The organism is Prochlorococcus marinus CUG1416 (assembly GCF_017695965.1).
Taxonomy (GTDB): domain Bacteria; phylum Cyanobacteriota; class Cyanobacteriia; order PCC-6307; family Cyanobiaceae; genus Prochlorococcus_A.
In genome coordinates this window covers 200,954-226,149 of record NZ_JAAORM010000005.1, presented here as the reverse complement: position 1 = coordinate 226,149, position 25,196 = coordinate 200,954, and the positions used below count along the sequence as shown (strand labels likewise).

The window sequence follows — 25,196 nt, the reverse complement described above, 5'->3', positions numbered from 1 at the left end:
TTCTATATTAGTTCGTAATTAATTCTTGATCCCATTTTCGCATAATTAATAGACCCCAGTAGACAAGTATAGAAGGTATTAAACCCATGCAAATCCTTACTGTTATTAATGCAGAATCTGGTTGAGTGATATCAATAATTCCCTGACAGGCTGCTTGCTTGAACCCAGTAAGAGTAAGAAGATAACCAAATAATCCTACGCTTAAAGCAATACCTAATTTTTGGCATAAAACCATCCAAGCAGTATAAATTCCTGCGGCCTTCTCCGGGTCATGATCAATAGCGTCTGGCAATAAAGACCAAGGTATTAAATATGCTGTTGATGCACCAAAACCAACAAATAATATTGTGAGAAATAAAGCTAACATTTTTATAGAATCAATATTGAAATTAGTAATTTCAAAATTATTTGACAATGGAGGTAATATCATTGCAATCAAGCAACCACCAATCCATATAAGTCCACCTATTTTTAATGCTTTAATTCTTCCATATTTATTAGAATAAAAGCTCCAGACTTGCAATCCTAACAGAGCACTTATTTGGAAAGGAATGATAATCCAAAAGGATATCCCTCTTGGTACATTCATTACTTGTTGCAAATATATTAATGAAACTGTTTGCATTAACTGAAGTCCACACCAGAGAAGTAAATAAAGATATATCACTTTTATAAAAATTTTATTTTTTAAAATACGCTTGAATTGATTTTTTATTGGCTGTATTTTATTGATAGGCTTTCTTGCGATCTTTGCATATGGAGCTAGGCCCCAAGTAGAAAGTAAAGTTATTAGTGTAACGATCGTGCCAGATATTCTTCCCATAGTTAGGTAACCAGTATCTCCCTTTGTTAGAAATATTGCACCTACAGTTAATCCTGTTAGAGAAGCTAATATTGAGCCTGTAAATCTGGCGGCGTTAAGTCTAGTTCTTATATTTTCATCTTCACTAATTTCTGTGGATAATGCTCCATAAGGAAGATTTACAGATGTATAGGCTGTCATATACAAAATTGATGTGCATATGTAATAAAAAGTCTTTTCTCTGATGCTGTAATTATTGGGTATCCACCACATTGCAGCTAAAAAAATTCCCAAAGGAAGTGATGCTCCAATCATCCAAGGTAGTCTTGGCCCCCATCTTGATTGGGTATGGTCGCTCATCCAGCCAATCAAAGGATCATTAATTGCATCCCAAAGCTTGATTATCATCAAGATAGAACTCGCTATCCAAGGGGGTAATCCAGCCGCACAAGTAAAGAATGGGAATAGGTAAAAACCAAATTGAGCATTAGCAAGCCCTGTCCCAGCATCTCCAAGCCCGTAGGAAAGCATTAATCTTGTTCTTGATCCTGATATATTTTTTGAGTGTGAATTTTCCAATCTTTTTAAGTTGTTGATTGTTTGATAATGTATTATTGCAATGGTAATTCTAATACTTTTTGCGGGCGTGGTTTAGTGGTAAAACCTCAGCCTTCCAAGCTGAAGATGCGGGTTCGATTCCCGCCGCCCGCTTTTAGAATATATTATTTTTTGCTCCAAATACTTCTTCTGAAATAATTAATAGAGAGCTTCTACTCTTTATTGAAACAGTTTCTTCATTAACAGTTGAGGGTTCAAAAATCTCAGACTTGCTAGTATCAATAACGTTTAGCCAATTATAGTTACATTTTGGTAAGGGAAAATCGATACTTTTTGAATATGCATTTAAACCTATCCAGACTAAAGGATTAGTTTTGCCTTTATTAATGCTAAAAGCAACTGTGTGAGACCAACTACTCCAATCGGGGCTATTTAACTTTGTTCCATGCCAATGATATCTTGGAGTGTTTTCATCGTTCTGCTTGTGAGGTAATAATGATGGATTAAAAATCTTTATAAGTTTTTTTCGAATTTTTATAACGTATTTAAAATATTCTAATAATTCCAAATCTTGTTGACTATGATCCCAATTCATCCAACCCAATAAATTATTTTGGCACCAAGAATTATTGTTACCTCCTTGGGACCTTCCTATTTCATCGCCCATTAATAGCATTGGAACACCTTTAGAGATAAGTAAACTAAGAATAAGATTTTTCTGTTGTCTTTTTCTTAAATCATTGATTAATAAGTTTGTAGTTGGCCCCTCTATCCCATGATTCCAAGAATTGTTATGGTTATCCCCATCTTTATTATGTTCTTTATTAGCAAAATTATGTTTTCTATTGAATGTTAATAAATCTTTTAGGGTGAAGCCATCATGTGAAGTAATAAAATTTATTGATTTTGGGAAAATATTATCTTCTTTATAAATAGATGGACTACCTTTTATTTTATCGCTTATATTCCAAGCTGTATCTTTATCTCCCTTCCAAAATCTCCGCAAGTCATCTCTAAAATGACCATTCCAAGTGAAAGTATTCTTAGATGGGAAATCACCTAATTTATATAAACCACCACAATCCCATGGTTCACTTATCAACTTAATATCAATAAGTTCTGGTTCACATTCTATATCTTCAAAAATTGGAGGATTATCTAGTGGCGAAAGATTTTCTCCTCTGGATAGTGCAATTCCTAAATCAAATCTAAAACCATCAACTCCTAATTCACTTGCCCAACATTTTAATGATTCAATTATTATTTTTCTAACTAATCCTCTGTTCGCTGCAATAGTATTCCCACACCCAGAGACGTCCTGATAATTTTTATCTTTTCCAATGAAGTAATAAAGATTTTCATCTATACCTTTCCAAGATATTACGGGCCCTTGAGAATCCCCCTCAGAAGTGTGATTGTATACAACATCTAAGATGACTTCAATGTCTGCTTTATGACATTCCTCTACTAATCTTCTAAATTCCTCTCTATTCTTTTCGGCGGATTCATTCGTAAGATATTCAAAATGCGGAGTAAACCAATTAATTGGACTATAACCCCAAAAATTTTTTAAACCATTTGGTGCATCAGTTGGATCAAAACAAAAAATTGGAAGTAATTCAATTGCTGTAATACCTAGTTCTTTGAGATACGGAATTTTTTTTAAAAACTTCTTAAAACAACTTTCATCTTTATCCGTTGATTCAGTGAAGGCTTTGATGTGTAGTTCATAAATAATTGTTTCTTCCCAAGAATGTTTCGGTCTTGGATAATCTTTAAAATTAAATGGTTTTCTATCGCAAACAACGCTTTTAAGACAAGAATTGGTATTTTCTTGCGTTTTCAATGCATTTTTTCTTTTATAAATTCCCCATCCAGTAATACCCCTTGAACAAGGATCAAGTAAAACTTTTTTTTCGTAGTTATTATTAACCCCATTATTTTTCTGTTTTATTCTAAAAGCATAAATACAACCTTTATTTAAATTTTTTATTTCAGCATGCCAGTAAGGTCCAGTATTATTATTATGATCTAGTTTCAATATACTTTTTGGGGAAATAGAGTCCTCTTTTTCAAACAATAATATTTCTACATATTCTGCATTTGTGGCAATTAGGGAAAAATTAACTCCTTGTGAAGTTAGAGAACTTCCTAAAGGGAATGGTTTACCTTTATTGATATGATTCACTGTCTCTTTATCATTGATTAATTAAATATTTAGATAATTTATTCAAATTACTGATATTTGAATAATAGATGCAAAATTTAAAAAAAAACTCAAATTTAAGGTTTCACTAATCAACTTTATTGAATCCTAGAGAATATTAATTTTCTAACTTTTTTCAATTTATCCATCCATCTGCTCAGTGAATGAAACGATTTATAGAGAAAGTTGAATCATGAGAAAACCCGATTTTTCTTGATTCCAAAATACAAATTATGCTGTTTCATGTGATGAGAAGGAAATATATCTGAAAATTAATAAAATATAATAAATAACTCAAATTCTTAACTTCATAACCTTTAGACATTTTTTTCGTTGATAAATGAAGTTAGATTCTTTAAGGCTAAATCCAGTATTGCCAATCGTTTTAGCGGTTGTCTAGATACAGAGTTTATTCTTTATATAAGAAAAATGTGCGGTTATAATATTAAAAAATATAGCTAAAAATATCCCTAAGATTTGTATAAAGCTTTGCACCGCTAGCATTTTCGGTTGCCGTATTCGTATTTGCTCCATATGATATGCAAGATCGAGGTTTTTAGATTTGATTAATACTCTTGTCTTTTGAATCTCTGCTTTACAAAAAATTCAATGAACAAAGCTGATTTAGTAAATCTTGTTGCTGCTCGTACCGAGCTAACAAAAACGGATGTTTCTTTAGTTGTTGATGCAGCTATTGAAACTATTGTTGATTCAGTAGTGGAAGGCAAAAAAGTCTCCATACTAGGATTTGGTTCTTTTGAGCCAAGAGATCGTTCTGCAAGACAGGGATTAAACCCTAAGACAGGCGAAAAAATAGCAATACCTGCTAAAAGAGTTCCTACATTCTCAGCTGGTAAACTTTTTAAGGATAGAGTTCAAGGGTAATCTTTTTAAAATCTGATTCTTCCATTAATACTTAGATGCTCCTTAAGAGCATCTTTTTTATGAATGGCAATAAAATATTATTATATTTACTCCTGAAATTTTTAGAAACTTATTCCAAGTTTTATATCTTAAGAAGTGATGAAAATTTTAACTATTTTACTTTTGAAATTTTTATTATTATCTAATTGCCTTATGGCAGAAACAATACCAACAAAGTCCAAGATTTTAAAACAATCCAGTGAATGTATTAAAGATTCTCAAAACCAAATATGTAGAGAATTAGTTTCTCAAATAGAAAAACTGCAATTAGTAGAATTTGATCAAAATAGATTCAAATGTCAATCTAGTTTATTGGGGTTGCAGTCGGAACTTATTGAAGCTTATTTTTTAAAAGAATCCTACAATGAAAAAATGTCATTTATGATCCCATATGTGATTAAAAATTGTTAATTATTAAAATAATTTCTTTTTTTGGAATATTATAAATTTGTTATTTAAGTTGGTATGGTAAAAGGTTTCTCTGATAAAGAAGTTAAGAATGAAGATCAAAATCAAGATTCAAAAAATGAAAAAAAAGGATTAGCTTCTATTCTTAAAGACAAGAAAATTACTTATACTTTGCCAAGTAAAAAACAACAAAATACTCTTGCATCAATAGTAATTGGCTTGAATGGGATTTTATTACTCTTAGTTATCTTGTATCTAAATAATCAAAAATTCCATGACTTTGTTGTAAATATTGGACGTTAACTATATTTTTAGATCGAAAATTTTTTTTAGATGATATATTTAAATTTTAGAAAATTTTATGAAGGTCGTTAATTTAGTTTTACAAATATTTTTTTTGTTAGCACTTTTTTTATTATTTATATATTATTTAACAGGTATTGACTCTGCTTTTGAGGCAGATCAGTATTGTCATTCAGATCTCTCAAGTTACGATAACTTATCTGGTAATTATGAGTGTGATCATGATACTGAAACACATCAGTGGATACTTTACGAGTCAAATGACAACAAAGAACCAGCTAAAATTATTAAGAAATTTAGGTACAAATTTTTATAATTCAAATTTTTTATAAAAAAACTTTGCACATATTATGGAAATTATCCCTGTAATTGTGAAGGTAAGATACTGATATATGCTTCCTTCTAAGTAAATTTTATTTTTATAAAGAGGATAATCTATGAAAGAACCTAATGTTCCCCATATTATTACCCATACAGATATGTATAAGAATACTTTTATTGGATTAGATTTTTTTTCTTCCATTTTTAATTGATGCCAAAAATTGAAGAAGTCACAGGTCTGCCGCTAAAAACCAACTCGGTTAATATTAGCATTAAGAATCCGATCATAGCTGCTCTACCATTCACAAGCTCAGCGCTGCTATTAAATCCAAAAACATTCTTTACTTCATCCCCCTGATTGTCTACCCATTTTGAGTATTCATTATCAGTTGATGAATTATTAGTAAAATCATCATTTTGATTTTCCATTGGAGAGTCTTTTTCTTGCATAGAGTCTTTTTTGTTTATATTAATAATTTTTAAATTAATTTATTATTAAATTAAACTCGAAATCATAAAAAAAATTAAGATAAAAATTATTATCCATAAAAATTGTAATCTCAAAATTAATTGACAAATTAATTTAATTTTCTCTCCACTGCAATTATCTCCAGTCGCATTGATTATTGGCTTTTCAATAATTTCATTTTTATATTTACTTTTTCCTCCCAATTTAATACCGGAAATATAAGCAAATATAGCTTCTGAAATCCCAGCATTAGGCGAATCATATTTTTTACCATCAAGATAACTTTTTTTTATGATTGGTATGTACTCATTAACTTTGGAACCAACTAAAGGTAATGTGATTAAAACTAATCTTGAAGGAACAAACGTAAAAATATCTTCGATTTTTGCACTGAAAAAACCCAAATATCTAAAATAATCATATTTGTAACCTATCATTGAATCTAAAGTACTTATTGCTTTATAAGACAAACCAAGTGATAAAGGCCCTGGCAGAAACATTGAAAACTTCATAAAAACTATTCCAATAAAAATCCAAAATAATGGCCCAAATATACCATCAACAGAATTTTCGGTAAGGCTCTCGGTACTCGATCTCAAGAGATGTTTTATAGAAGATGAACTTACATCCCTACTTACTATTCTTTGAACTTTCGCTTTGATTTTCCTCTTATTTTGGTCATTAATTTCCTTGCGTTCTACTAGCTCTGCAATCTCCTTCACACTTGAAATAAGTCCCTTAGTCGCAATACAACTAGAAAGTCCAAAAAAAATTAACAATCCACCAAAAAAATGAGTTCTTGATTGCACAAAACTAAGTTCTATCAATTTTCCTAAACTAAAACTTATTCCAATAGTGGATATAGAGACAATGAAACCGCCCCAAAACAATATTTCTTTATTTTCTCCAAAATTATTTATGAGGTAATCACATATTTTTTTTATGTAAAAGCCAATTATTTGAACTGGGTGGATTAAGAATCTTGGATCGCCGATCAATAAATCAAAACCAATCGATCCAAGAAATATTAAAAATAAATTTATTTCAGCCAACTGAACATCGAGCGCAGACCTTTACCTACTTTCTCAATTTCATGTTTTGAGTTCTCTTCTCTTAATTTTGTCATTAGGGGTTTGTTTTTATCGCATTCTTCTACAAAATTCTTAGCGAAAGTTCCATCTTGAATATCTTTTAGAATTTTCTGCATTTCTTTCTTTGTATCACTATTGATAAGTCTTTTACCACTTACATAATCTCCATATTCTGCAGTATTTGAAATGGAATCTCTCATTTGAGATAAGCCTCCCTTCACCATTAAATCAACAATAAGTTTAACTTCATGTAAGCATTCGAAGTAAGCAAGTTCGGGCTGATATCCTGCCTCTACAAGAGTTTCGAAGCCTGATTTGACAAGTTCTGATAATCCTCCACACAAAACCGCTTGTTCGCCAAATAAATCAGTTTCTGTTTCTTCTTTGAAGTTTGTTTCAAGAATTCCAGCTCTTGTTCCGCCAATCCCTTTAGCGTAAGCCATCGCCAATGATCTTGCACTCCCGGAAGAATCCTGCTCTACAGCAAACAATGCTGGAACTCCTTGACCATTTTGATATTCCCAACGAACAGTGTGTCCAGGTCCTTTTGGGGCAATCATTACAACATCCACAAAACTAGGAGGTTTGATAAGTCCGAATCTTATATTGAAGCCATGAGCAAAACTTAATATCTTTCCTTCTTTTAAGTTTGGTTCTATTTCTTTCAGGTAAACATCTTTCTGAAACTCATCTGGAAGGAGAATCATAATCCAGTCTGCTTTTTCGCAAGCTTCAGAAACACTAAAAACTTCTAAACCATCGCTAATAGCTTTGCTTTCAGACTTACTTCCTTTATATAATCCTACAATTACATCCATACCACTATCCTTAAGATTTAAGGCATGTGCATGTCCTTGTGACCCATATCCTATTATTGCTATTTTTTTATTATTTAAAAGACTTAGATCTGCGTCAGTATCGTAAAAGAGTTGGGTCATTAGTTGTAGCTTCTTTGCATTTGATAATTAATATTCTAGACATTAAACGTGTAAATAAACCAATAAATTATTAATTTAAAAATGAAAATTAAAATATTTATTTAGAAAATTCAAGACTGATTCGCTTCGCTTGGATGTGTGATTACTCTATCAATCAGGCCATAGTTTTTTGCTTCTTCTGCGCTTAGAAAATAATCTCTATCAGTATCTTTTTCTATTTTTTCAAATGATTGCCCTGTCATATCTGCCATAGACATGTTTAACATATCTTTAATTCTTAAAATTTCTTTAGCCTCTATTTCAATATCACTTGCTTGACGTTGAGATGTTCCTCCCAGGGGTTGATGAATCATTATTCTGCTGTGAGGTAAAGCAACTCTTTTACCTTTGGTGCCAGCGGCCAATAGAAAAGCTCCCATGGAGGCTGCGAGGCCTACGCATATGGTTACAACATCACTCTTTACATATTTAATAGTGTCGTATATTGCCAAACCAGCAGTTACTGATCCTCCTGGGCTATTTATATACAGATAGATAGGTTTGGAATTGTCATCAGAATCAAGATAAAGCATTTGTGCAACAAGGCTATTAGCAATTCCATCATTAACTTCTTGTCCAAGAAAAAGAATTCTTTCAACACCTAGTCTTGTATATATGTCAACCCATCTTTCGTATTGACTTCCGGGAAGTCTATAAGGCACGCTTGGAGTTCCTATTGGCATGATTTTAAAGTAGTTTTTTGTGAGGGTTAAATTTTATTTGGTAAATCTTTTTGACTTGTGAGTATTCTATCGATAACTCCATAATTTAAGGCTTCTTGCGGGTTGAGATAACTCATCCTGTCTGAGTCTTTAGAGAGTTCTTCAATAGTCTTTCCAGTATTACGAGATAGAATCTCCAGCATCGATTTTTTATTTTTCAAAACTTCCTCAGCTCTTATTTGGATATCAGTTGCTTGGCCTCTTGCCCCGCTTATAGGTTGATGTAAAACAATAGAAGCATGTGGGAGAGCTGCTCTTTGCCCCTTCGTGCCAGATGAAAGGATGACTGCAGCAGTCCCCATTGCTTGTCCGATACAGATTGTATGTACTGGGGGCTTAATGTAGCTTATTGTATCGCAGATAGCGAAAGCTTCTGTTTCGAAGCCAACTGCATCACCTGTGTACCAGCTTGTCCCTGTTGAATTTATATAAAAATAGATAGGTTTTTCTGGATCTTCAAACTCTAGATAAAGAAGCTGAGCAATGATTAGCTCAGTAACATCCATTCCTAATTGTCTTTTCGCATCATCATCTGAAAATAATGGCAAACCAAGATAGACAATTCTCTCTTTAAGTAAAAGAGAAGGTAGATCAGGGGGCGGGGTCCTCATAACGGTGTTTTCGCCGTAATAAGGAGCAGATACAGTCATTTGTATCACAAAAATAAGATTGATCTGATTCTAGCTAGATTTAGCCCTGTGTCGCTGGAGATTTAAAAGATTTGTTTGACTCAGGATTATTTGTCAGTTTTCCAAAGACCATTCTTCCAGTTGGAGTTTGTAGTGCTCCTGTGATGACAATATCTAACCTGCTTCCAACAAAATTCTTTGCTTCATCAATTACAACCATTGTTCCGTCATCTAAATATCCAATACCTTGCATTTTTTCTTTGCCCTCTCTTACGATTTTTATATTAAGTGATTCGCCTGGCTGTACTTCTGGTCTTAAAGCAATAACCAAATCACTCAAATTCATAACTTTTAATTCTTTAACTTCTGCAATCTGAGAGAGATTGTAATCAGCCGTAATTAAAGTTCCTGACATATCCTCTGTGATTTTCAAGAGTTTTTCATCGACTCCATTACCTTCATATTTAGTTGGGTTTATTACAAGTCTTCTCCCGTATAAATCTCTTAATTCTTTTAATAATTTCAGACCTCTTCTGCCCTTAGACCTTTTTTCATTACTGCTTGAGTCGGCTAAAGTTTGTAATTCATCAATTACACTTTGAGCCACAATTAATTGCCCTTCCAACAAGCCGCAACTTAATAGGCCATTGATTCTGCCATCAATAATTACACTAGTATCTAGAATTTTTGGACTTGCAGCAGGAAGGATTCCTTCATTAACTAGATATGCATCAGTATTATTTGGATTGAATAATCTCAATAATGTTCTACCGTGAGTATCCGCTAACTTATAACCAAGCACACCAAAGAAAATATTGCTTAATATAGCTGCTAAAGGTTTCGCAAAAAAGACTTCTCTTGGGAAGGGAATTAATAGTATTGGAGCAAGCAGGAGATTAGCAACAAGTAATCCTACAATTAAGCCAACTGACCTACTTATTAATAAATCCGTAGGCATTGTCCTTATTTGATTAAGAAATGTTTTTCTAAGTTGAAGGAATACAAAACCAGCTGCTAATCCTATAAAAAAACCTATTATTGCTAAAACAATTCTAAAACCTTCTACATTAGACACCTGTTTGAGTATGTCTACTGGCAATAAATCAACCCCCAGCCATCCTGAGGCAGCCCCAGACATTACAAATAAAATTAATACTAAGATATCTGTCATATCTATAATCTACTAGGATTTATTAATTGAGTAAATAAGGATTTTGTTTTTTTCTATCCTTAATACTTTTTTGGAGCTTAAAAATGTATTTAGATTATGAATAAGTTCCCAAGAAGTGCTTATGTACACATCCCTTTTTGTCATAGAAGGTGCTTTTATTGTGATTTTGCAGTTATTCCACTAGGAAATAAAGTTGAACCTTTACAAGGTTATGGAAGTAAAACTGTTAAAGAATATTTGCACTATTTATACAGAGAAATATTGTCAATTAAGCATAAATTACCTCTTTCAACAATTTACATAGGTGGTGGTACACCATCAATTTTGGATCCTAAACAAATCAAAGAGATAATTGATCTTTTTAAAGAAAATTATGGAATTGACTATGGTGCTGAAATCACTATGGAGGTTGACCCAGCTAGTTTTAATCAAGATGATCTTTATGGATTCATAAATGCTGGGATAAATAGATTTAGTCTTGGTGTACAAAGTTTTAATAATCAAATACTGCAAAAGTCGGGAAGGCGGCATTTGAGAGAAGATGCTGAAAAATCTTGTTTATGGTTGAAGAGAGTATATGATTCAAGGTTAATAAAAAGCTGGAGTTTAGATTTAATTCAAAACTTACCACTTAGTGGATTTAAAGAATGGCAAGATGACTTAAACAAAACAATGACGTTTTCACCACCCCATATATCCATTTACGATTTAAATATTGAAAATGGAACTGTTTTTAAAAAATTAGTTAATTTAGGAAAATTAAAACTACCAAGTGATGAAGAGGCTTTTAGAAATAGTGAATCAACTCATTTAATTTTAAAAAACTCAGGGTACTCAAGATATGAAATCTCAAACTATTGTTTACCGAGGCATCAATCTAGACATAATCGAGTTTATTGGAGTGGTTTGGGGTGGTGGAGTTTTGGTCAAGGTTCTACTAGTTCACCTTGGGGGGGAAAGTTGACTAGACCAAGAGTCAGTAAAGAATATAAAGAATGGGTAATTAGTCAATACGAATTTAATTTGGATTCATCACTCATTAATAAGGACTTTGTCTATAAAGAAATTGATGAGAAAATCATGTTGGGATTGAGACTTAAAGAGGGTATAGATATCCAAAAAGTGTTTAAAGAACAAAACTGGGAAAACAAAAAATTTGAAAGTAACTTAAGTAAATTGCTTGAAGAATGGAAAGAATTTCTTGAAAGTGGATTATTAGTAAGAAAGGGTAATAGGTTCTTTTTAAGTAATCCAAAAGGTATGGAGCTAAGCAATCAAATTCTTATTTCGATGTTTAAATGGTGGGATAAGATTAATTAATTCTCTCAGAGGCTACCCATTCTTTTAATTTATCTTTAAATAATTTTTTCCCCTGAATAATCGGCTGGCAAAATGGTGGTTGATCATCATTAAGGCCTAACAAATCGGCAGTGACTCTTACTTGCCCATCGCAAAAATTACCTGCACCAATGCCTATCGTAGGAATTGATAAGTTATTTTGTATTTCTTTAGCAAGCAACTCAGGAATATGTTCAAGAACTATTGAAAAACATCCTAATTTCTCGAGAATATAAGCTTCTTTCTTGATTTTTTCTTGGCTTGCTAAGCTTTCTCCTTGTTTCTTTAATCCTAGATTTAAATAGCTTTGTGGTGTGAGTCCTATATGTCCCATAACAGGAATTCCCATTCTTACTAATCTAGAAATAACTTGTTGTATTTCTGGTTCAGCCCCCTCTACTTTTACCGCTTTTGCATAAGTGCTTTGAATGATTTTACCTGCATACTCCACAGCTTTATCCTCTCCACATTGGTAAGTCAGAAAAGGCATGTCGGAAACGACCAAAGGTTGTTCTTCCATTTTCTTTTTAAACCCTCTTGACACAGCATTAGTATGATAAATTATGTTTTCTAAAGTTAATGGCAATGTGGATTTGTATCCTAGACAGACCATTGCTAAGGAATCTCCTACTAAGACGAGATCTACATTAGCTTGTTCTGCAATGGATCCTGATATAGAGTCCCATGCAGTTAATGCAACAATTTTTTGAGATTTTTCTTTATACTTAACGAGGTCTGAAGGTAACATAAGAATTTATGTATCTTTTTTAATCAAGAATTGCTAATATACTAATGACTCGGCCTTTCGCGGTTTTAACGCCTAAACCTGGTCAGGACCGGAAGGTAGCAGCCACAAGGGATGCTTGAGGCAGGCGAGATAACCGAGTCACTCTATTTTACATATTTTAATCTATATCTTTTTTATTTTGTCTTAGTCTCAAAAACTCAGGAATACTAGCTCCTGATTCTTTATTATCAGACATATTATATAGGGTTTGATTTGACAATCTGTTTTTTATTCGTTGTTGTTTTAAAGGTTGATTCGTTTCAAATCCGGTAGCAATTACAGTAACTTGTATTTCTCCTTCCATTGCCTCATCAACAACTGCACCAACGATAATATTTGCCTCTTGGTCAACGACATCATAAATAATTTCAGATGCGGAGGTCATGTCTTCTAAAGTCATATCTTTGCCACCAGTGATATTTATAACGCAGCCTTTTGCACCATCAATTCTAGCTGCTTCTAGTAATGGACTATTCATCGCTGCCTGTGCTGCCTCTAATGCTCTCGATCTTCCTGAACCAATACCTATTCCAAGAAGAGCCGTGCCTGCTTCTGTCATAACCGATCTTACATCTGCGAAATCAACATTAACTAATCCTGGACGAGTAATTATGTCACTGATACCTTTGACGCCCATTCTTAAAACATCATCGGCATTCCTAAATGCTTCTTGAAGCGGAGCTCCTGCTATAACGTCTTTTAATCGGTCATTTGGGATTACTATAAGAGTATCTACATTTTCAGCTAGTCTTGCAATGCCTTCTTCTGCTTGACGCATTCTTCTTTTACCTTCAAAAGAAAATGGTTTAGTAACTATTCCTACTGTTAAAGCACCACTTTGTTTTGCTACTTCTGCGACTACTGGAGCCGCCCCTGTCCCAGTTCCACCGCCCATTCCAGCGGCTATGAAAACTAGATCGGACCCCTCTAAAGCTTGTTGAAGCTCATCTTTAGATTCTTCCGCAGCTTTTTGGCCAATACTTGGATTTCCTCCTGCGCCTAGCCCTCTGGTAAGGTTTTGCCCTAGTTGGACTCTACTCTCTGCAGAAGACTGTAGTAGCGCTTGTGCATCAGTGTTAAGGACTCGAAATGATACACCCTCTAAATCACTATTTATCATTCTGTTAACTGCGTTACTTCCACCACCACCAACGCCAATAACTTCTATTTTGGCGTTTTGGCTTGGAAGGATTTCTCTCGATTGATCAAAGTTTGGATTGTTACCGAAGCTCATCTCTTAATTAGGGATCTAATACTAGTATTGGGTGCATTATGAACTCACTAAGCCCATCTGTAGGAATTTGTTGAGGAAACTCCTTAAATATTTATTTAATAAATATTTTGATTTAAATGCTAAACCCTAGTCAACACTACAATAATTAAAAAAAATTATTTAAAATTAACCCCCAAATATTAGGGTTTGAACACTTTTATTTTAGGTCTATTTGGATCAGTAAGATCAATATTATCTATTTTTTTAAGAAAGTTATTTTTTTTAAATTCATTTTTCAGGTTATTGATTATTTGTAATTGATAGTTAATTAAAGTTGGATTAAATCCTAGGAATATTGTTTTTAAATCTTTTTCATCAATAGTTAGAAATCCATTTGATGAAAAAGTTATTTTAACCAGCTCAAATTCATAATTCTCTTGGGCAATTATAATTTCAGATAATCTTTTTTTAAATTTTTTTTCCCAACCAAAAACTTGTAAAGTTAATTTGCTCAAATTTGTTTCGTCCACATTTTGTTTATTAATAAAACTTCCATCTTTATCAATAAAACCTAATATTTTTTCGTTATTCAATATTCTTTCACCGTAAGCAATTGGAGTTCTTGTATCAACATGAACTTTTAAACCAAAAGGAAATATTTGTCTACTTACTGAAATATTCTTTAGCGATAAATTTTGTTTTAACTCTTTTTCTAAAAAGTTAGTTTTAACAAAAATTAATCGGATTGGAAATTTTAAAGATGAATTATTTACAACATCATTCTGCGAGAATAATTCACTACCGGAAATCCTAATGTCTTGAATATTCACCTTCTTTAAGGTTTTGAGGCTTAAGAAGCTTGTTGAAAATAAAAATAAAATTAGAAATAAAAGACTTCTCTTGTTAACTTGTTTCTTGGTTGTCACAAATCACATCGAGCTTTTTCCATCAATTGGTCCATCCATTTTCTCGCCTGCTCTGCATCTGAAAATGGTACATCCATCTCTTTCCCATCGCCTACTAGTCTCAACCTGCACTTTCCTTGAGATTCACTTGTTAGAGGAGCTTCTCCTGAAGTGAGTGCCATTAATTCAACTAATTCTAGTTTCTTGATTATAAAACTATCTTTTTCTTCAAATTTACCAGCTTCAAATGCACTCCATTTTAATTCCCCATCTTTTAAGGACGCTGCACCTGAACTATCTAATTTGCAAAGTTCAGAACCATTCGCCCAGCCCCTAAAAAGATTTTGCCTTCTTCTTTCTAACCATCCTAAAGCAGTTAGTAAAACGAAGATCAAAAGTAATGGTAACCAAAGAAGTCCATGCAGCATTTGATTTGACTTATAAATCAAGAGATGTCTCTACTAGTTTAGCCACAAGTTGTTCAATATTTAAACCTGAAGCTTTCCAAAGCATTGGAAACATACTGTTTTTTGTAAAACCAGGAATTGTATTTATTTCATTTAATAAGATTTTATTTGAAGATTTTTCTAAAAAGAAATCTACCCTTGCAAAACCAAAAATATTTAGTGCCCTACAACTTTGAATAGCAATTTCTTTAATGTGTTTGGCAGTTTTAGAATCTATTTCTGCTGGGATAGTTATCTTGTTATTTAAGTTGTATTTTGAATCGTAATCATACCAATCACTTTCGTAGGTTACTTCTCCTATCTCAGAGGTTAGGAGTTTTGACTTGCCAATTATTCCGCATTCAATCTCTCTTACATCTAAACCTTCCTCTACTAAGATTCTTGGATCTATTTCCCAAGCCTTGTTCAATGCTTGTAATATTTCTGATTTATTTTTAACTTTAGATATGCCAAGAGAAGATCCAGAGTTAGAGGGTTTAACAAAAAGAGGAAAATTTAATTTTTTTAAAATTTGATTAATTAACTTTTGTTTTACTTCCTTATCGTTGAGATCTTCATTTCGAAAAACTAGATAATTAACTTGTGGAAGTTTAAGATTTGAGAAAATTGTTTTCATCAATATTTTATCCATTCCAAGTGCAGAGCCAATAATTCCACACCCTACTAAAGGCTTCTTTGTAAATCTAAGTAAGCCATGAATTGATCCGTCTTCACCATTAAATCCATGTAAAAGAGGAAACCAAACATCAACATTTTGAAATTCAATTCCGTCAAGGAAGTTAAATTTTTCTTGATTAAAGATTTCTTGTTTTATTGTTTTATTGTTTTCAATTTCACCAATTAGGATTTTTTCTGAACTATCACTATCAAGCCAATCTCCATATTTGTTTATGTAAAAGGCTTTAACTGTAAAGCGTTCTTTGTTTATTTCTGAATTAAATGCTTGATAAACTGTTTTCGCAGAGGATATCGATACTTCATGTTCATTGGAATTCCCGCCAAATATTAACCCAATACATTTTTTCTTACCCCCGATCATTTAGAAAAAAATCATAAATAAAGTTCGCCTGTTAAAGAAAAAGGTCTTGCTTCATTTATTCTGACATCTATCTCATCTCCCAATGAAAAATTAAAGTTAATGTTTTTGGGAATCTCTACGAAAGTTAATCTATTTGTTCTAGTTCTACCCATAATTTGCGAGGAATTTTTTGGATTTAAACCCTCAATTAAAATGCTTTCGATATTATTGATATATCTTTGATTTCTACTCCTAGCAGTTTTCTCGACTAAATCATTAATTTCCTGTAATCTGGCTTTTTTTACCTCTTCCGAAAGTTGATTCGACCAAACTGCTGCAGGCGTGTTTGGTCTTGGAGAGTATGCTGCTGTATTCACTTGATCAAAACCAATTTCTGATATTAGCTTTAATGTATCTTGATATTGTTGTTCGCTTTCTCCTGGGAAAGCAACTATGGCATCAGCTGTGATTGATGCATCTGGCATTAATGATCTTATATTCTCAATAATGTTTTTATACTTTTTGATAGTGTATCCTCTGGACATTTGCTTTAAGATTTCATCATTTCCACTTTGGAAGGGAATATGGAAATGTTCACAGACTTTATCAAGTTCATAACAAGCTTGAATTAATCTTTTTGAAAAATATCTTGGATGACTAGTCGCAAATCTTATTCTGTGAATTCCTTTAACATCGTGAACATAATATAAAAGATCAGTTAAAGTATTTTCTTTTCTCCCTTCTTTTGTAGTCCCTGGAAGATCTCTACCATAAGCATCAATATTCTGCCCCAAAAGAGTAACTTCTTTAAAATTATCATCAGCTAATTTTTGGATCTCACTTTTTATTGCATTTGGATATCTAGATTGCTCTTTCCCTCTGACAGAAGGAACTACACAATATGAACATTTTTCATTACATCCATAAATGATATTAACCCAGCCACAAATAGAGCTTTCTCTTCTGGCACTTGTTATGTCTTCAGAAATGAAGGTTTCTTCTGTGGCAGCAACTTGATTGCCTAAATCAACTTTCCCCAGAAGATTCTCAAGATTATTTACGTGTTGAGGCCCCATAACCAGATCAAGTTCTGGGACTCTTCTTAGTAAGGACTCTCCCTCTTGCTGAGCAAGGCAACCTGTAACTACAAGTTTTAAGCTAGGTGTTTTGTGCTTCCTTTTTGCTTGTCTTCCTAGAAAACTATAAACTTTTTGCTCCGCATTATCTCTGATTGTGCATGTATTATACAAGACCAAATCTGCATTTAATTCATTATCTGCTCTGGTATATCCCATTTTCTCTAATGTCCCAGCCATTCTCTCAGAATCAGCCTTGTTCATTTGGCATCCAAATGTGGTTATCCAATAACTGCCAGTAGTTGAATTCGTTTGAAAATTTTTTTCGTCTGGTTTTGTTTTTGTCAGCACTTTACTAAAAATTTTTATGATTCTTTAATTCAAAATTACAATTTAAAAAATTTTGCTGCAATTTTTTGAGGGCGAGCGAGGGGATTCGAACCCCCGAATAGCGGCGCCACAAGCCGCTGCCTTAACCACTTGGCGACGCCCGCCTCACATTTATAAATTTAACAACTCAAGGGTAATTTTTCATAGTTATTTTTATCTTTTAGCGAAATTTGAATTATTTTCTAATTCAGGTAAGTTTTCTTATGATTTAAAATAAAAGAAAATTTAAAAATTTGAGTAATTCCGGCAAAGCTGAGGTTCTTATTCCCAGAAGCCTTTGTTTAATAGAAGATATTGATAACCTCATTATTGATATAGAGGATTTATGTTCAGTTTCCATTAGTTGGGAGGATGGATTTGTCTCTGAGTTAAAGCCTCTAAAAAATAGAGTTACAAAACCAAAAAATATTTTATTCCCAAGATTTGTTGAAACGCATTCGCATTTTGATAAATCTTTTACATGGGCAGATTTTCCTAACCTGGAATCAAACTATGGAGGAGCATTATCAATAAATCTTGAAGAACATAAAACTAGAACTACAGATAAGGTTCTAGAGAGAGTTGAGAAATCATTAAAACTTGCTATAAAAAATGGATACCGAGCTATTAGAAGTCATATTGATACATACAAAAGTCAATCAATTAATATTTGGATTGAACTTTTCAAATTACAAAAAAAGTTTGCATCTGAGTTGACTTTACAATTCGTTGCTCTAGCCCCATTGGAATTTTGGGATACTTCTAATGGAGAAGAGTTGGCAAAAATATTTTCATCTTATGGAGGCATTTTAGGAGGTGTTATTGTGCCCCCTTTCAATAAAAAAGATACAAGCAAATTTCTCGCAAAGATGCTTCTTCTTGCGAGTAAATATAAATTAGAAATTGATTTGCATATAGATGAATCGATCATTGAGCCTGGAGCAGGTATAAAAGTTTTATTAGAGACAATCGAAAATTTAAATATTAATAATATTCCAATTACTTGTAGTCATTTGAGTAGTCTTATTTCTCTAAGTCATAGAGAGATTTTAAATTTAGGAGAAAAAATGGCTGAGAAAAATATTAAAGTTATTGCTTTACCCCTAACAAATTTTTGGCTGCTCAATCGAAGTAATAAAACTACCTCATTAAAAAGACCAGTTGCGCCAATAAAGCAATTACAAAAATCACACGTTGATGTATCTATAGGGAGTGATAATGTTCAAGATCCCTGGTACCCATTTGGTAATTTCGATCCTTTTTATATGTTGTCTTGCTCGATACCTATGCTTCAACTAAATCCCTGGGAGAGAATGACTCTATCTTCTGTTTTTTTAGCTCCAAGCAGATTATTAAACTTAAAATGGGATGGTTTAATTAAAAAGGGTTGCCCTGCTGACTTTGTAATTTTAGATGCACAAAGATGGGCGGATGTTTTTTCTAGTACCTTAAAGAGAAAAGTGTTTATAAAAGGCGATTTATATTGCTAATCGGCTAATTTATATACAAAACAAAAAAAAATTATTAATGACATCAAATAGATTTAACTTTATAGACAAATTTAGGGAAGTTAACAACTTAGAGATTATTGAAAGCCAATCCGACGTAAAAAGACTTTCAAAAGATTTTTATAATTACTCTCCAATTCTGACTGAAAAATTAGACGAATGTATTGCTGATTTGGTGGTAAGACCTAGCGATCATAAAGCGGTAAAGGAAGTGGCAGAAATTTGTTGGGAATTTTCTATCCCACTTACTCTAAGGGGTTCAGGTACAGGTAATTACGGACAAGCTGTCCCATTGTTTAAAGGAGTTGTAATGCAGATGAGTCACTTTAATAAGTTAGAAGAATTTGATCCAGATACAGGTTTTGTAAAAGTACAGTCTGGATGTGTTATGGGAGATTTGAATAAACAATTAGAGAAATATGGGAGGGAATTGAGGTTACTTCCTAGTACTTGGAAAACTGCAACAATTGGAGGTTTTATTGCAGGTGGATCAGGAGGTATTGGGTCCATTAGGTGGGGATTTTTAAGAGATCCAGGAAATCTTATTGGTTTAGAGGCAGTAACTATGAATGAAAAATCTGCATTATTAAAATTTGATGCTGAAGAATCCGAACCTCTAAATCATGCTTATGGGACTAATGGAATTATTACTTCTTTATTCCTTGCTACTGATATCAAACGTAAGTGGTATTCAATAGTTATCGACTGTATTGAATTTGAAAAAACAATAGAAATATTAAAAAATCTTACGAGCGCAGCAATTGATCTGAAATTAGGAGCAATTCTTGAAGAAGAAATTGTAGATCAAATGCCAAGATGGTTTAAAAGTAATTCTAGAAGTCACAAGATATTAATTCAATCTACTCTTGGAGGAACAAAAACCATCGAGCTTATTTGTAAAAAATTCAAAGTTGAATCTACCCTCCTTGGGGAAGAAGAAAAACTCGTCAATGGAATTTCTGAACTCGTATGGAATCATACAACTCTTCATATGAGGTCTAGGGATAAAAATTGGACGTATTTACAGATGCTTTTGCCACTTAATAATGAACTAGAATTGATTAATTTTTTGAGAAAAAAATGGGGTAGAAAAGTTCTTTGGCATTTAGAGGCAGTTTCTCAACAAGGATCACCACGATTAGCGGCTTTGCCTGTATTAAAGTGGAATGGGATAGATGAATTAAATGAAATAATGGAAGATTGTAAGAAACTTGGTGCGTTTATTTTTAATCCCCATGTTTTAACTGTCGAAGGCGGAGGCCTAGGAGTGGTTGACGCAGATCAAGTAAAAGCGAAATTAAAATTTGATCCTAAAGGTCTATTAAATCCAGGAAAATTGGAAGGTTGGGAAGTAAAGGAACAATTTAATATTTAACATTTCTGTTTATTTGCAAATTTAATAAATTCAGCTACTAAAAAAATAGAACCTGTTAAAACAGGATGATTGGGGGGCCAGTTTTTAAGGGTAAATAAATACTCAATGGCAAATTCAAATTTCTCAAACTCAATTATGTTTTGAAAGTCAATCTCTTTAATTTGAGAGAGATCGTTTAATTTCCAACTAGGTTGGTTTGGAACTGGCACAAGTAATAAGTGATCATTTTTCTTTAGAAGTATTTTTAATATTGCGTAAATATCTTTTTGTCTTTGGACACCTAAAATCCAATAAATTCCTTTATCTTCATTCTCCCAATTGCTTCGCTCATTAGAGAGTGCTTTTGCAGCAGGATAATTATGCGCACAATCTACAAGAATTTTTTTGTTTAAATAATTTATTATTTCTAGCCTTCCGTTCCAAGTTGTCTTTTTAAGACCTTCAGATATATATTTTTCTTTAATATTAAATCCCAAATTATTAAGTGCTTCAATTGCACCAACGGCGACTGAAGCATTTTGCTTTTGGAAAATTCCTTTTAATCCAAGCTCATAGCTGTTTGAAATTGAATCTTTCCAGATAATTTCTGCTCCAACTTCTTCAACTTTTTTGGTTATTAAATTTTCAACTTGACTGTTTTGGGCGCACGAGATGACAATTGAATTTTTTTCAATAACTGCTAATTTTTCCTTGGTAATTTTTTGAATCGTATCTCCAAGAAATTCTTTATGGTCTAAGCCAATATTCCCAATAGCAATTATTGGTCTAGATTTATGGGCGGTTGTCGCGTCTAATCGTCCCCCTAAGCCAGCTTCAAGAATGAGTAATTCAACTTTTTCATTGTCAAAAAAATTTAGTGCGCAGCAAATGATTTTTTCAAAAGGAGTTAATTCATATATTGAAAGATTTTTTTCTATTAAGCTATAGATTTTTTCAAATTCAATTTTGTTAATATTTTTCTTATTAACTCTAATCCTCTCACATACATCAAAAAGATGAGGAGATGTAGTTACGCCAAAATTTTTGTTAGCTTCAAAAAGTATACTTTCTAAATATGCCGCGATTGATCCTTTCCCATTGGTTCCAATAATTTGTATTGCAGGGATATTCTTGCAAGGATTATCAAGTTCTTGAAGTGCTTTTTTAATTCTTGATAAACCTAACTTCATATTATCCCTTTCATATTTGGGTGATAATAATTCAAAAATTTTTAAATTTGCATTTTTCAAAATTTAAATTACTATAACTCTTCAAAAATTGAATTTAGCTTATCCAAAAGAATATTAATTTCTCTTCGAGATATAACTAATGGTGGGACAATCCTTACAACATTTCCTCCTGCAGGAACTACAAGTAATCCTTTATCAAAAGCTTTTAATGTAATTTTTTTTGCATCAGCATAATCATCATTTATAAGAAGACCTTGTATTAAACCTAAACCTCTTTTCCCGCTAATAATATTTGGAAATTTTTTTGACAATTTTTCAAAACCAGCACTTAATTGTTCCCCTCTTAGATAAACATTATTGATAAGATTTCTTCTATTTATTTCTTCTAATACAGTTAAGGCAGCCTTGCAGGCGAATGGGTTCCCTCCAAAAGTGCTTGCATGATCTCCTGGAGAAAAAATGTTAGCTTTTTCTTTTACCAATAATGCTCCAATTGCATGACCTCCTCCTAATCCTTTAGCAAGGGTGAATCCATCAGGTTCAATTCCTAAATTTTCATAACCCCACATTTTCCCAGTTCGACCTACTCCACTTTGAACCTCATCTAAAATGAGAAGAGAATTATATTTATCACATATATCTCTTAGGCTTTTAAAAAATATTTTACTTCCAGGAATTACGCCACCTTCTCCTTGTATTGGTTCAACTAATACACCAGAAATCTTTTGATCATTATTTTCACAATCTTCAAATAATTTTTTTACTGAATCAAAATTGTTAAATTCAAAAAACTTAAATCCTTTAATCATAGGTTCGAAACCTTTTTGATATTTGGGCTGACCAGTCGCACTTAAGGCTGCCAATGTTCTGCCATGAAAGCTGGATTCTGCTGCGAGAATAATTGATTCTTTCCCTTCATTTCTTGTATTTCCAAATTTCTTTATTAATTTAATAGCTGATTCATTTGCTTCTGCGCCACTATTGCAGAAAAAAACGCTTTCAGCACAACTCATATTCGTTAAAGTTCTGCTTAATTGTTCTTGTTCTTCAATGTTGTAGAGATTTGAAATATGTTGAATCTTTTTTAGTTGAGTCGATAGCCTTCTTCTTAAAACTCTATCGCTATGGCCAAGACTACAAGTCGCTATACCAGCAACTGCATCAAGATACTTTTTACCTGTTTTGTCCCATAGCCAACAACCTTTCCCTTTTTTGAAAGATATATCGAATCGACTATAAGTATTCATCAAAGTGGGAGCGGTCGGACTTGAACCGACATACCCGAAGGTGCCGCATTTTGAGTGCGGTGCGTCTACCAATTCCACCACGCTCCCAAGGCTTTTGAAAAATAATGAACTTTTTTATTATAACAAAAATCATCTTATTGACTATGAGTTTGGTAGTTAAGGAAAAGCGATCAAGATCACATTTTTTATTAGTTAAAATCTTTTTAATAAAAACATAGAGTCATATTTCTTGGATTTGCTGACAAGAAGTAAGATAAAAATGAATTTTTTAACATTTATGGCACAGCTTTGTATCTAATAGCTAGTAAAAGCCTTTTTTCTTAGGAGATAGCTTCATGTTTAGTAACATTATGTTATATTAAAAAGAAAAATTTTAAATGTCTAAAACTAAAGCTAAAAAATTATCTTTAAAATTTGTCCCTTACCTTTTTGTTGCAGTAACTATTCTTACAGCATTTGGTTCTAATGGTGGAACTTGGGTATGAATTATTTGAAACTTAGTGGTTTAAATAAAACTTGGTCTAATCGCTTTTTAGTGTTGTTTCTACTATTTTTAGGTTCTATTTCATTAATTAATATCGCTTACGTATAAATTAATTTCCTAAGAATTGAAAAATTTCTATTCGTATACTAAGCAACTCTTAAATCTATAATTTCTTTAGGTTCAGAATCAATTTTACATTCACTCCGAGTAAGAGTTCTTTTATTAAACTCTCTCGCTATTTTAATACCCAACATTTTTAGCTTTGATTCAAAATTTTCATAACCTCTATCCAAATGCTCTAAACCATAGACCTTACTAATACCTTTAGCGATAATACCAGCAATTATTAATGCGGCTGATGACCTTAGATCTGAGCCAACTAGATCCATCCCCTTAATTGTTTTAACACCTTTGATATAAGCTACATTTTTATTTAATTTTATACTTGCACCCATTTTCTTTAGTAAATGAATATGATTCATTCTGTTTTCGAAAATTGTTTCAGTTATCCTGGATTCACCATTGGCGATCGTCATTAGAGCTGTAAATGGTGCCTGCAAATCAGTAGGAAATCCTGGGTAGGGGGCTGTATCAATGTCTACTCCTTTAATCTCTTTACCCTTGATTTTAATTGAATTACCTTTAATAGTAATTTTACTCCCACTCTCTTGAAGCTTATTCGTAACAGCTTCAAGATGTATAGGAATAACAGGAGAAATTGTAATGGAGGAGGAAGTTGCAGCAGCAGCTATTAGAAAAGTTCCAGCTTCTATTCTGTCTGGAATTACTTTATGCGTACAACCACCAAGTTTATTAACACCATCAATAATTATTTTTTCTTTACCAGCGTCGTAAATTTTTGCTCCCATTTTATTAAGCATTTGACATAAATCCTGAATTTCGGGCTCTCTTGCAGCATTCTCAATAGTAGTCCGTCCCTCGGCTAGAGATGCAGCCATTATTAAAGTTTCAGTTGCCCCTACGCTTGGACACTTTAATTTGATATCAGTACCATAAAGTTTATTTTTCTTTCCTTTTATTTTTGCCTTGACAATTTCTTCTTCAATGAGAATTTCTGCACCTAATGCTTTAAGTCCATTAATGTGCTCATCAATTGGCCTTGAACCAATATTGCAACCTCCAGGTAAGGGGACTTTAGCCTCTCCAAATTTACTTAATAGAGCTCCAATACAAAAGAAACTAGCTCTTAGTCCATTAACAAGTTCATAAGGAAGTTCTTTAACGGAAATATTTTTTGAATCTATCTCTATTTTATTGTTTTTATCTACCAAATTAACTCCTAAATTCTTAAGAATATTTCCCATTTTTTCAATATCAGTAAGACGGGGAACATTCTCAAGAATTATTCTTTCATTAGTTAGTAATGATGCCGCCAGCAAAACCAAGGCTGAATTTTTCGCACCACTTATTTTAACTCTTCCATTTAATTTACCTTGGCCAAAAATCTTTAAATTTTGCGATTTAAGATATGACTTCTTTTTGCTTACGCAAATCATTAAGATTTAATTTATTAGATTTATAATGACAAACTAATATTCTTAAGTCCACCCTATGTAACGTCCTGAATATTAATTAAAAGTAAAAATGTATTATTCAATTTTTGGGAAATTAAAATTTAAAAAATATTGTTCAATACTT

The 25,196-nt window shown here is 32.5% G+C and carries 25 protein-coding genes, 3 tRNA genes and 1 other RNA gene; 9 read left to right on the top strand and 20 right to left on the bottom strand.

The window, feature by feature from the left end:
* Positions 1 to 7 precede the first annotated feature (7 nt).
* Positions 8 to 1,333, bottom strand: coding sequence for an MFS transporter (locus tag HA146_RS07410; RefSeq protein ID WP_209109291.1), 1,326 nt, complete (start codon positions 1,331 to 1,333; stop codon positions 8 to 10).
* Between the two features lie 109 nt (positions 1,334 to 1,442).
* On the opposite strand from HA146_RS07410, the gene HA146_RS07405 reads away from it, so the two are divergent.
* Positions 1,443 to 1,513, top strand: a tRNA-Gly gene (locus HA146_RS07405).
* A 1-nt stretch (position 1,514) separates the two neighbouring features.
* Here the strand turns inward: HA146_RS07405 and HA146_RS07400 are convergent.
* Positions 1,515 to 3,548, bottom strand: coding sequence for a glycogen debranching protein (locus HA146_RS07400; protein ID WP_209108919.1), 2,034 nt, complete (start codon positions 3,546 to 3,548; stop codon positions 1,515 to 1,517).
* A gap of 627 nt (positions 3,549 to 4,175) precedes the next feature.
* Here HA146_RS07400 and HA146_RS07395 point away from each other — a divergent pair.
* From HA146_RS07395 to HA146_RS07380, 4 genes are all read left to right on the top strand, one after another.
* Positions 4,176 to 4,451 carry an HU family DNA-binding protein gene (locus HA146_RS07395; RefSeq protein ID WP_011132955.1) on the top strand — a complete coding sequence of 92 codons (276 nt, stop codon included), beginning with the start codon at positions 4,176 to 4,178 and terminating at the stop codon, positions 4,449 to 4,451.
* Positions 4,452 to 4,643: 192 nt separating this feature from the next.
* Positions 4,644 to 4,901, top strand: a complete 258-nt coding sequence (locus HA146_RS07390) for a hypothetical protein (protein WP_245211336.1) — start codon at positions 4,644 to 4,646, stop codon at positions 4,899 to 4,901.
* A gap of 54 nt (positions 4,902 to 4,955) precedes the next feature.
* Complete coding sequence (locus HA146_RS07385; protein WP_209108917.1) at positions 4,956 to 5,201, top strand: hypothetical protein; 246 nt, start codon at positions 4,956 to 4,958, stop codon at positions 5,199 to 5,201.
* A gap of 58 nt (positions 5,202 to 5,259) precedes the next feature.
* Complete coding sequence (locus tag HA146_RS07380; RefSeq protein WP_209108916.1) at positions 5,260 to 5,517, top strand: hypothetical protein; 258 nt, start codon at positions 5,260 to 5,262, stop codon at positions 5,515 to 5,517.
* On the opposite strand, the gene HA146_RS07375 is transcribed toward HA146_RS07380, so the two are convergent.
* The 7 genes from HA146_RS07375 to HA146_RS07345 form a co-directional block, all read right to left on the bottom strand.
* On the bottom strand, positions 5,512 to 5,724 hold the full coding sequence (locus HA146_RS07375) for a hypothetical protein (protein WP_011376960.1): 213 nt from the start codon (positions 5,722 to 5,724) through the stop codon (positions 5,512 to 5,514). The genes HA146_RS07380 and HA146_RS07375 overlap by 6 nt on opposite strands.
* 2 nt (positions 5,725 to 5,726) lie before the next feature.
* Positions 5,727 to 5,972, bottom strand: coding sequence for a chlorophyll a/b-binding protein (locus HA146_RS07370; RefSeq protein ID WP_209108915.1), 246 nt, complete (start codon positions 5,970 to 5,972; stop codon positions 5,727 to 5,729).
* A 45-nt stretch (positions 5,973 to 6,017) separates the two neighbouring features.
* Positions 6,018 to 7,043 (bottom strand): adenosylcobinamide-phosphate synthase CbiB, encoded by a 1,026-nt coding sequence (gene cbiB, locus HA146_RS07365; protein ID WP_209108914.1) that lies wholly within the window; start codon positions 7,041 to 7,043, stop codon positions 6,018 to 6,020.
* Positions 7,031 to 8,020, bottom strand: a complete 990-nt coding sequence (gene ilvC / locus HA146_RS07360) for a ketol-acid reductoisomerase (protein WP_209108913.1) — start codon at positions 8,018 to 8,020, stop codon at positions 7,031 to 7,033. The genes cbiB and ilvC overlap by 13 nt, the downstream gene beginning before the upstream one ends.
* A 110-nt stretch (positions 8,021 to 8,130) precedes the next feature.
* The gene (locus tag HA146_RS07355) at positions 8,131 to 8,742 is read right to left on the bottom strand and encodes an ATP-dependent Clp protease proteolytic subunit (RefSeq protein WP_002807795.1); all 612 of its coding nucleotides are present in this window, start codon (positions 8,740 to 8,742) and stop codon (positions 8,131 to 8,133) included.
* 26 nt (positions 8,743 to 8,768) lie between these two features.
* Positions 8,769 to 9,431 (bottom strand): ATP-dependent Clp protease proteolytic subunit, encoded by a 663-nt coding sequence (locus HA146_RS07350; RefSeq protein WP_032518226.1) that lies wholly within the window; start codon positions 9,429 to 9,431, stop codon positions 8,769 to 8,771.
* Between the two features lie 40 nt (positions 9,432 to 9,471).
* Positions 9,472 to 10,581, bottom strand: a complete 1,110-nt coding sequence (locus tag HA146_RS07345) for a PIN/TRAM domain-containing protein (RefSeq protein ID WP_209108912.1) — start codon at positions 10,579 to 10,581, stop codon at positions 9,472 to 9,474.
* A gap of 96 nt (positions 10,582 to 10,677) precedes the next feature.
* Between HA146_RS07345 and hemW the strand changes: the two genes are divergently transcribed.
* Positions 10,678 to 11,901, top strand: a complete 1,224-nt coding sequence (gene hemW / locus HA146_RS07340) for a radical SAM family heme chaperone HemW (RefSeq protein ID WP_209108911.1) — start codon at positions 10,678 to 10,680, stop codon at positions 11,899 to 11,901.
* On the opposite strand, the gene panB is transcribed toward hemW, so the two are convergent.
* A complete protein-coding gene (gene panB / locus HA146_RS07335) occupies positions 11,894 to 12,667 on the bottom strand; it encodes a 3-methyl-2-oxobutanoate hydroxymethyltransferase (protein WP_209108910.1) in 774 nt (257 codons plus the stop codon). The two genes, hemW and panB, sit on opposite strands and share 8 nt — an antisense overlap.
* A 46-nt stretch (positions 12,668 to 12,713) precedes the next feature.
* On the opposite strand from panB, the gene ffs reads away from it, so the two are divergent.
* An RNA gene (gene ffs / locus HA146_RS07330) (signal recognition particle sRNA small type) lies at positions 12,714 to 12,810 on the top strand.
* A gap of 14 nt (positions 12,811 to 12,824) precedes the next feature.
* On the opposite strand, the gene ftsZ is transcribed toward ffs, so the two are convergent.
* From ftsZ to HA146_RS07300, 6 genes are all read right to left on the bottom strand, one after another.
* Entirely contained in the window at positions 12,825 to 13,940 is a 1,116-nt protein-coding gene (gene ftsZ / locus HA146_RS07325) for a cell division protein FtsZ (protein ID WP_209108909.1), read from the bottom strand.
* A 179-nt stretch (positions 13,941 to 14,119) separates the two neighbouring features.
* Positions 14,120 to 14,845 (bottom strand): cell division protein FtsQ/DivIB, encoded by a 726-nt coding sequence (locus HA146_RS07320; protein WP_209108908.1) that lies wholly within the window; start codon positions 14,843 to 14,845, stop codon positions 14,120 to 14,122.
* A complete protein-coding gene (locus HA146_RS07315; RefSeq protein WP_209108907.1) occupies positions 14,842 to 15,252 on the bottom strand; it encodes a hypothetical protein in 411 nt (136 codons plus the stop codon). The genes HA146_RS07320 and HA146_RS07315 overlap by 4 nt, the downstream gene beginning before the upstream one ends.
* Positions 15,253 to 15,262: 10 nt before the next feature.
* Positions 15,263 to 16,330: a D-alanine--D-alanine ligase family protein gene (locus HA146_RS07310; RefSeq protein ID WP_209108906.1), complete on the bottom strand. Its 1,068-nt coding sequence runs from the start codon at positions 16,328 to 16,330 to the stop codon at positions 15,263 to 15,265.
* An 11-nt stretch (positions 16,331 to 16,341) separates the two neighbouring features.
* Positions 16,342 to 17,736 carry a tRNA (N6-isopentenyl adenosine(37)-C2)-methylthiotransferase MiaB gene (gene miaB / locus HA146_RS07305; RefSeq protein WP_209108905.1) on the bottom strand — a complete coding sequence of 465 codons (1,395 nt, stop codon included), beginning with the start codon at positions 17,734 to 17,736 and terminating at the stop codon, positions 16,342 to 16,344.
* A 70-nt stretch (positions 17,737 to 17,806) separates the two neighbouring features.
* Positions 17,807 to 17,879 (bottom strand) — tRNA-His (locus HA146_RS07300).
* A 129-nt stretch (positions 17,880 to 18,008) separates the two neighbouring features.
* Here HA146_RS07300 and HA146_RS07295 point away from each other — a divergent pair.
* Both HA146_RS07295 and HA146_RS07290 read left to right on the top strand, forming a co-directional pair.
* Positions 18,009 to 19,244, top strand: a complete 1,236-nt coding sequence (locus HA146_RS07295) for an amidohydrolase family protein (protein ID WP_209108904.1) — start codon at positions 18,009 to 18,011, stop codon at positions 19,242 to 19,244.
* A 37-nt stretch (positions 19,245 to 19,281) separates the two neighbouring features.
* Positions 19,282 to 20,637 carry an FAD-binding oxidoreductase gene (locus HA146_RS07290; RefSeq protein ID WP_209108903.1) on the top strand — a complete coding sequence of 452 codons (1,356 nt, stop codon included), beginning with the start codon at positions 19,282 to 19,284 and terminating at the stop codon, positions 20,635 to 20,637.
* On the opposite strand, the gene HA146_RS07285 is transcribed toward HA146_RS07290, so the two are convergent.
* The 4 genes from HA146_RS07285 to murA form a co-directional block, all read right to left on the bottom strand.
* The gene (locus HA146_RS07285; protein WP_209108902.1) at positions 20,634 to 21,866 is read right to left on the bottom strand and encodes a bifunctional folylpolyglutamate synthase/dihydrofolate synthase; all 1,233 of its coding nucleotides are present in this window, start codon (positions 21,864 to 21,866) and stop codon (positions 20,634 to 20,636) included. The genes HA146_RS07290 and HA146_RS07285 overlap by 4 nt on opposite strands.
* Before the next feature lie 11 nt (positions 21,867 to 21,877).
* Positions 21,878 to 23,053, bottom strand: a complete 1,176-nt coding sequence (locus HA146_RS07280) for an aspartate aminotransferase family protein (protein WP_209108901.1) — start codon at positions 23,051 to 23,053, stop codon at positions 21,878 to 21,880.
* A 5-nt stretch (positions 23,054 to 23,058) separates the two neighbouring features.
* Positions 23,059 to 23,140 (bottom strand) — tRNA-Leu (locus HA146_RS07275).
* A 543-nt stretch (positions 23,141 to 23,683) separates the two neighbouring features.
* The gene (gene murA / locus HA146_RS07270; protein ID WP_209108900.1) at positions 23,684 to 25,054 is read right to left on the bottom strand and encodes a UDP-N-acetylglucosamine 1-carboxyvinyltransferase; all 1,371 of its coding nucleotides are present in this window, start codon (positions 25,052 to 25,054) and stop codon (positions 23,684 to 23,686) included.
* Between the last annotated feature and the right edge of the window lie 142 nt (positions 25,055 to 25,196).

Bases quoted from the DNA above. Each gene is read 5' to 3' on its own strand.
- HA146_RS07390 (WP_245211336.1), top strand. From the start codon at position 4,644: ATGGCAGAAACAATACCAACAAAGTCCAAGATTTTAAAACAATCCAGT.
- HA146_RS07350 (WP_032518226.1), bottom strand. From the start codon at position 9,431: ATGACTGTATCTGCTCCTTATTACGGCGAAAACACCGTTATGAGGACC.
- ilvC (WP_209108913.1), bottom strand. From the start codon at position 8,020: ATGACCCAACTCTTTTACGATACTGACGCAGATCTAAGTCTTTTAAAT.
- HA146_RS07345 (WP_209108912.1), bottom strand. From the start codon at position 10,581: ATGACAGATATCTTAGTATTAATTTTATTTGTAATGTCTGGGGCTGCC.
- HA146_RS07375 (WP_011376960.1), bottom strand. From the start codon at position 5,724: ATGGAAGAAAAAAAATCTAATCCAATAAAAGTATTCTTATACATATCT.
- ftsZ (WP_209108909.1), bottom strand. From the start codon at position 13,940: ATGAGCTTCGGTAACAATCCAAACTTTGATCAATCGAGAGAAATCCTT.
- panB (WP_209108910.1), bottom strand. From the start codon at position 12,667: ATGTTACCTTCAGACCTCGTTAAGTATAAAGAAAAATCTCAAAAAATT.
- HA146_RS07290 (WP_209108903.1), top strand. From the start codon at position 19,282: ATGACATCAAATAGATTTAACTTTATAGACAAATTTAGGGAAGTTAAC.
- HA146_RS07380 (WP_209108916.1), top strand. From the start codon at position 5,260: ATGAAGGTCGTTAATTTAGTTTTACAAATATTTTTTTTGTTAGCACTT.
- HA146_RS07315 (WP_209108907.1), bottom strand. From the start codon at position 15,252: ATGCTGCATGGACTTCTTTGGTTACCATTACTTTTGATCTTCGTTTTA.
- HA146_RS07355 (WP_002807795.1), bottom strand. From the start codon at position 8,742: ATGCCAATAGGAACTCCAAGCGTGCCTTATAGACTTCCCGGAAGTCAA.
- HA146_RS07370 (WP_209108915.1), bottom strand. From the start codon at position 5,972: ATGCAAGAAAAAGACTCTCCAATGGAAAATCAAAATGATGATTTTACT.
- HA146_RS07395 (WP_011132955.1), top strand. From the start codon at position 4,176: ATGAACAAAGCTGATTTAGTAAATCTTGTTGCTGCTCGTACCGAGCTA.
- HA146_RS07310 (WP_209108906.1), bottom strand. From the start codon at position 16,330: ATGATCGGGGGTAAGAAAAAATGTATTGGGTTAATATTTGGCGGGAAT.
- hemW (WP_209108911.1), top strand. From the start codon at position 10,678: ATGAATAAGTTCCCAAGAAGTGCTTATGTACACATCCCTTTTTGTCAT.
- HA146_RS07410 (WP_209109291.1), bottom strand. From the start codon at position 1,333: ATGCTTTCCTACGGGCTTGGAGATGCTGGGACAGGGCTTGCTAATGCT.
- HA146_RS07280 (WP_209108901.1), bottom strand. From the start codon at position 23,053: ATGAATACTTATAGTCGATTCGATATATCTTTCAAAAAAGGGAAAGGT.
- murA (WP_209108900.1), bottom strand. From the start codon at position 25,054: ATGATTTGCGTAAGCAAAAAGAAGTCATATCTTAAATCGCAAAATTTA.
- HA146_RS07385 (WP_209108917.1), top strand. From the start codon at position 4,956: ATGGTAAAAGGTTTCTCTGATAAAGAAGTTAAGAATGAAGATCAAAAT.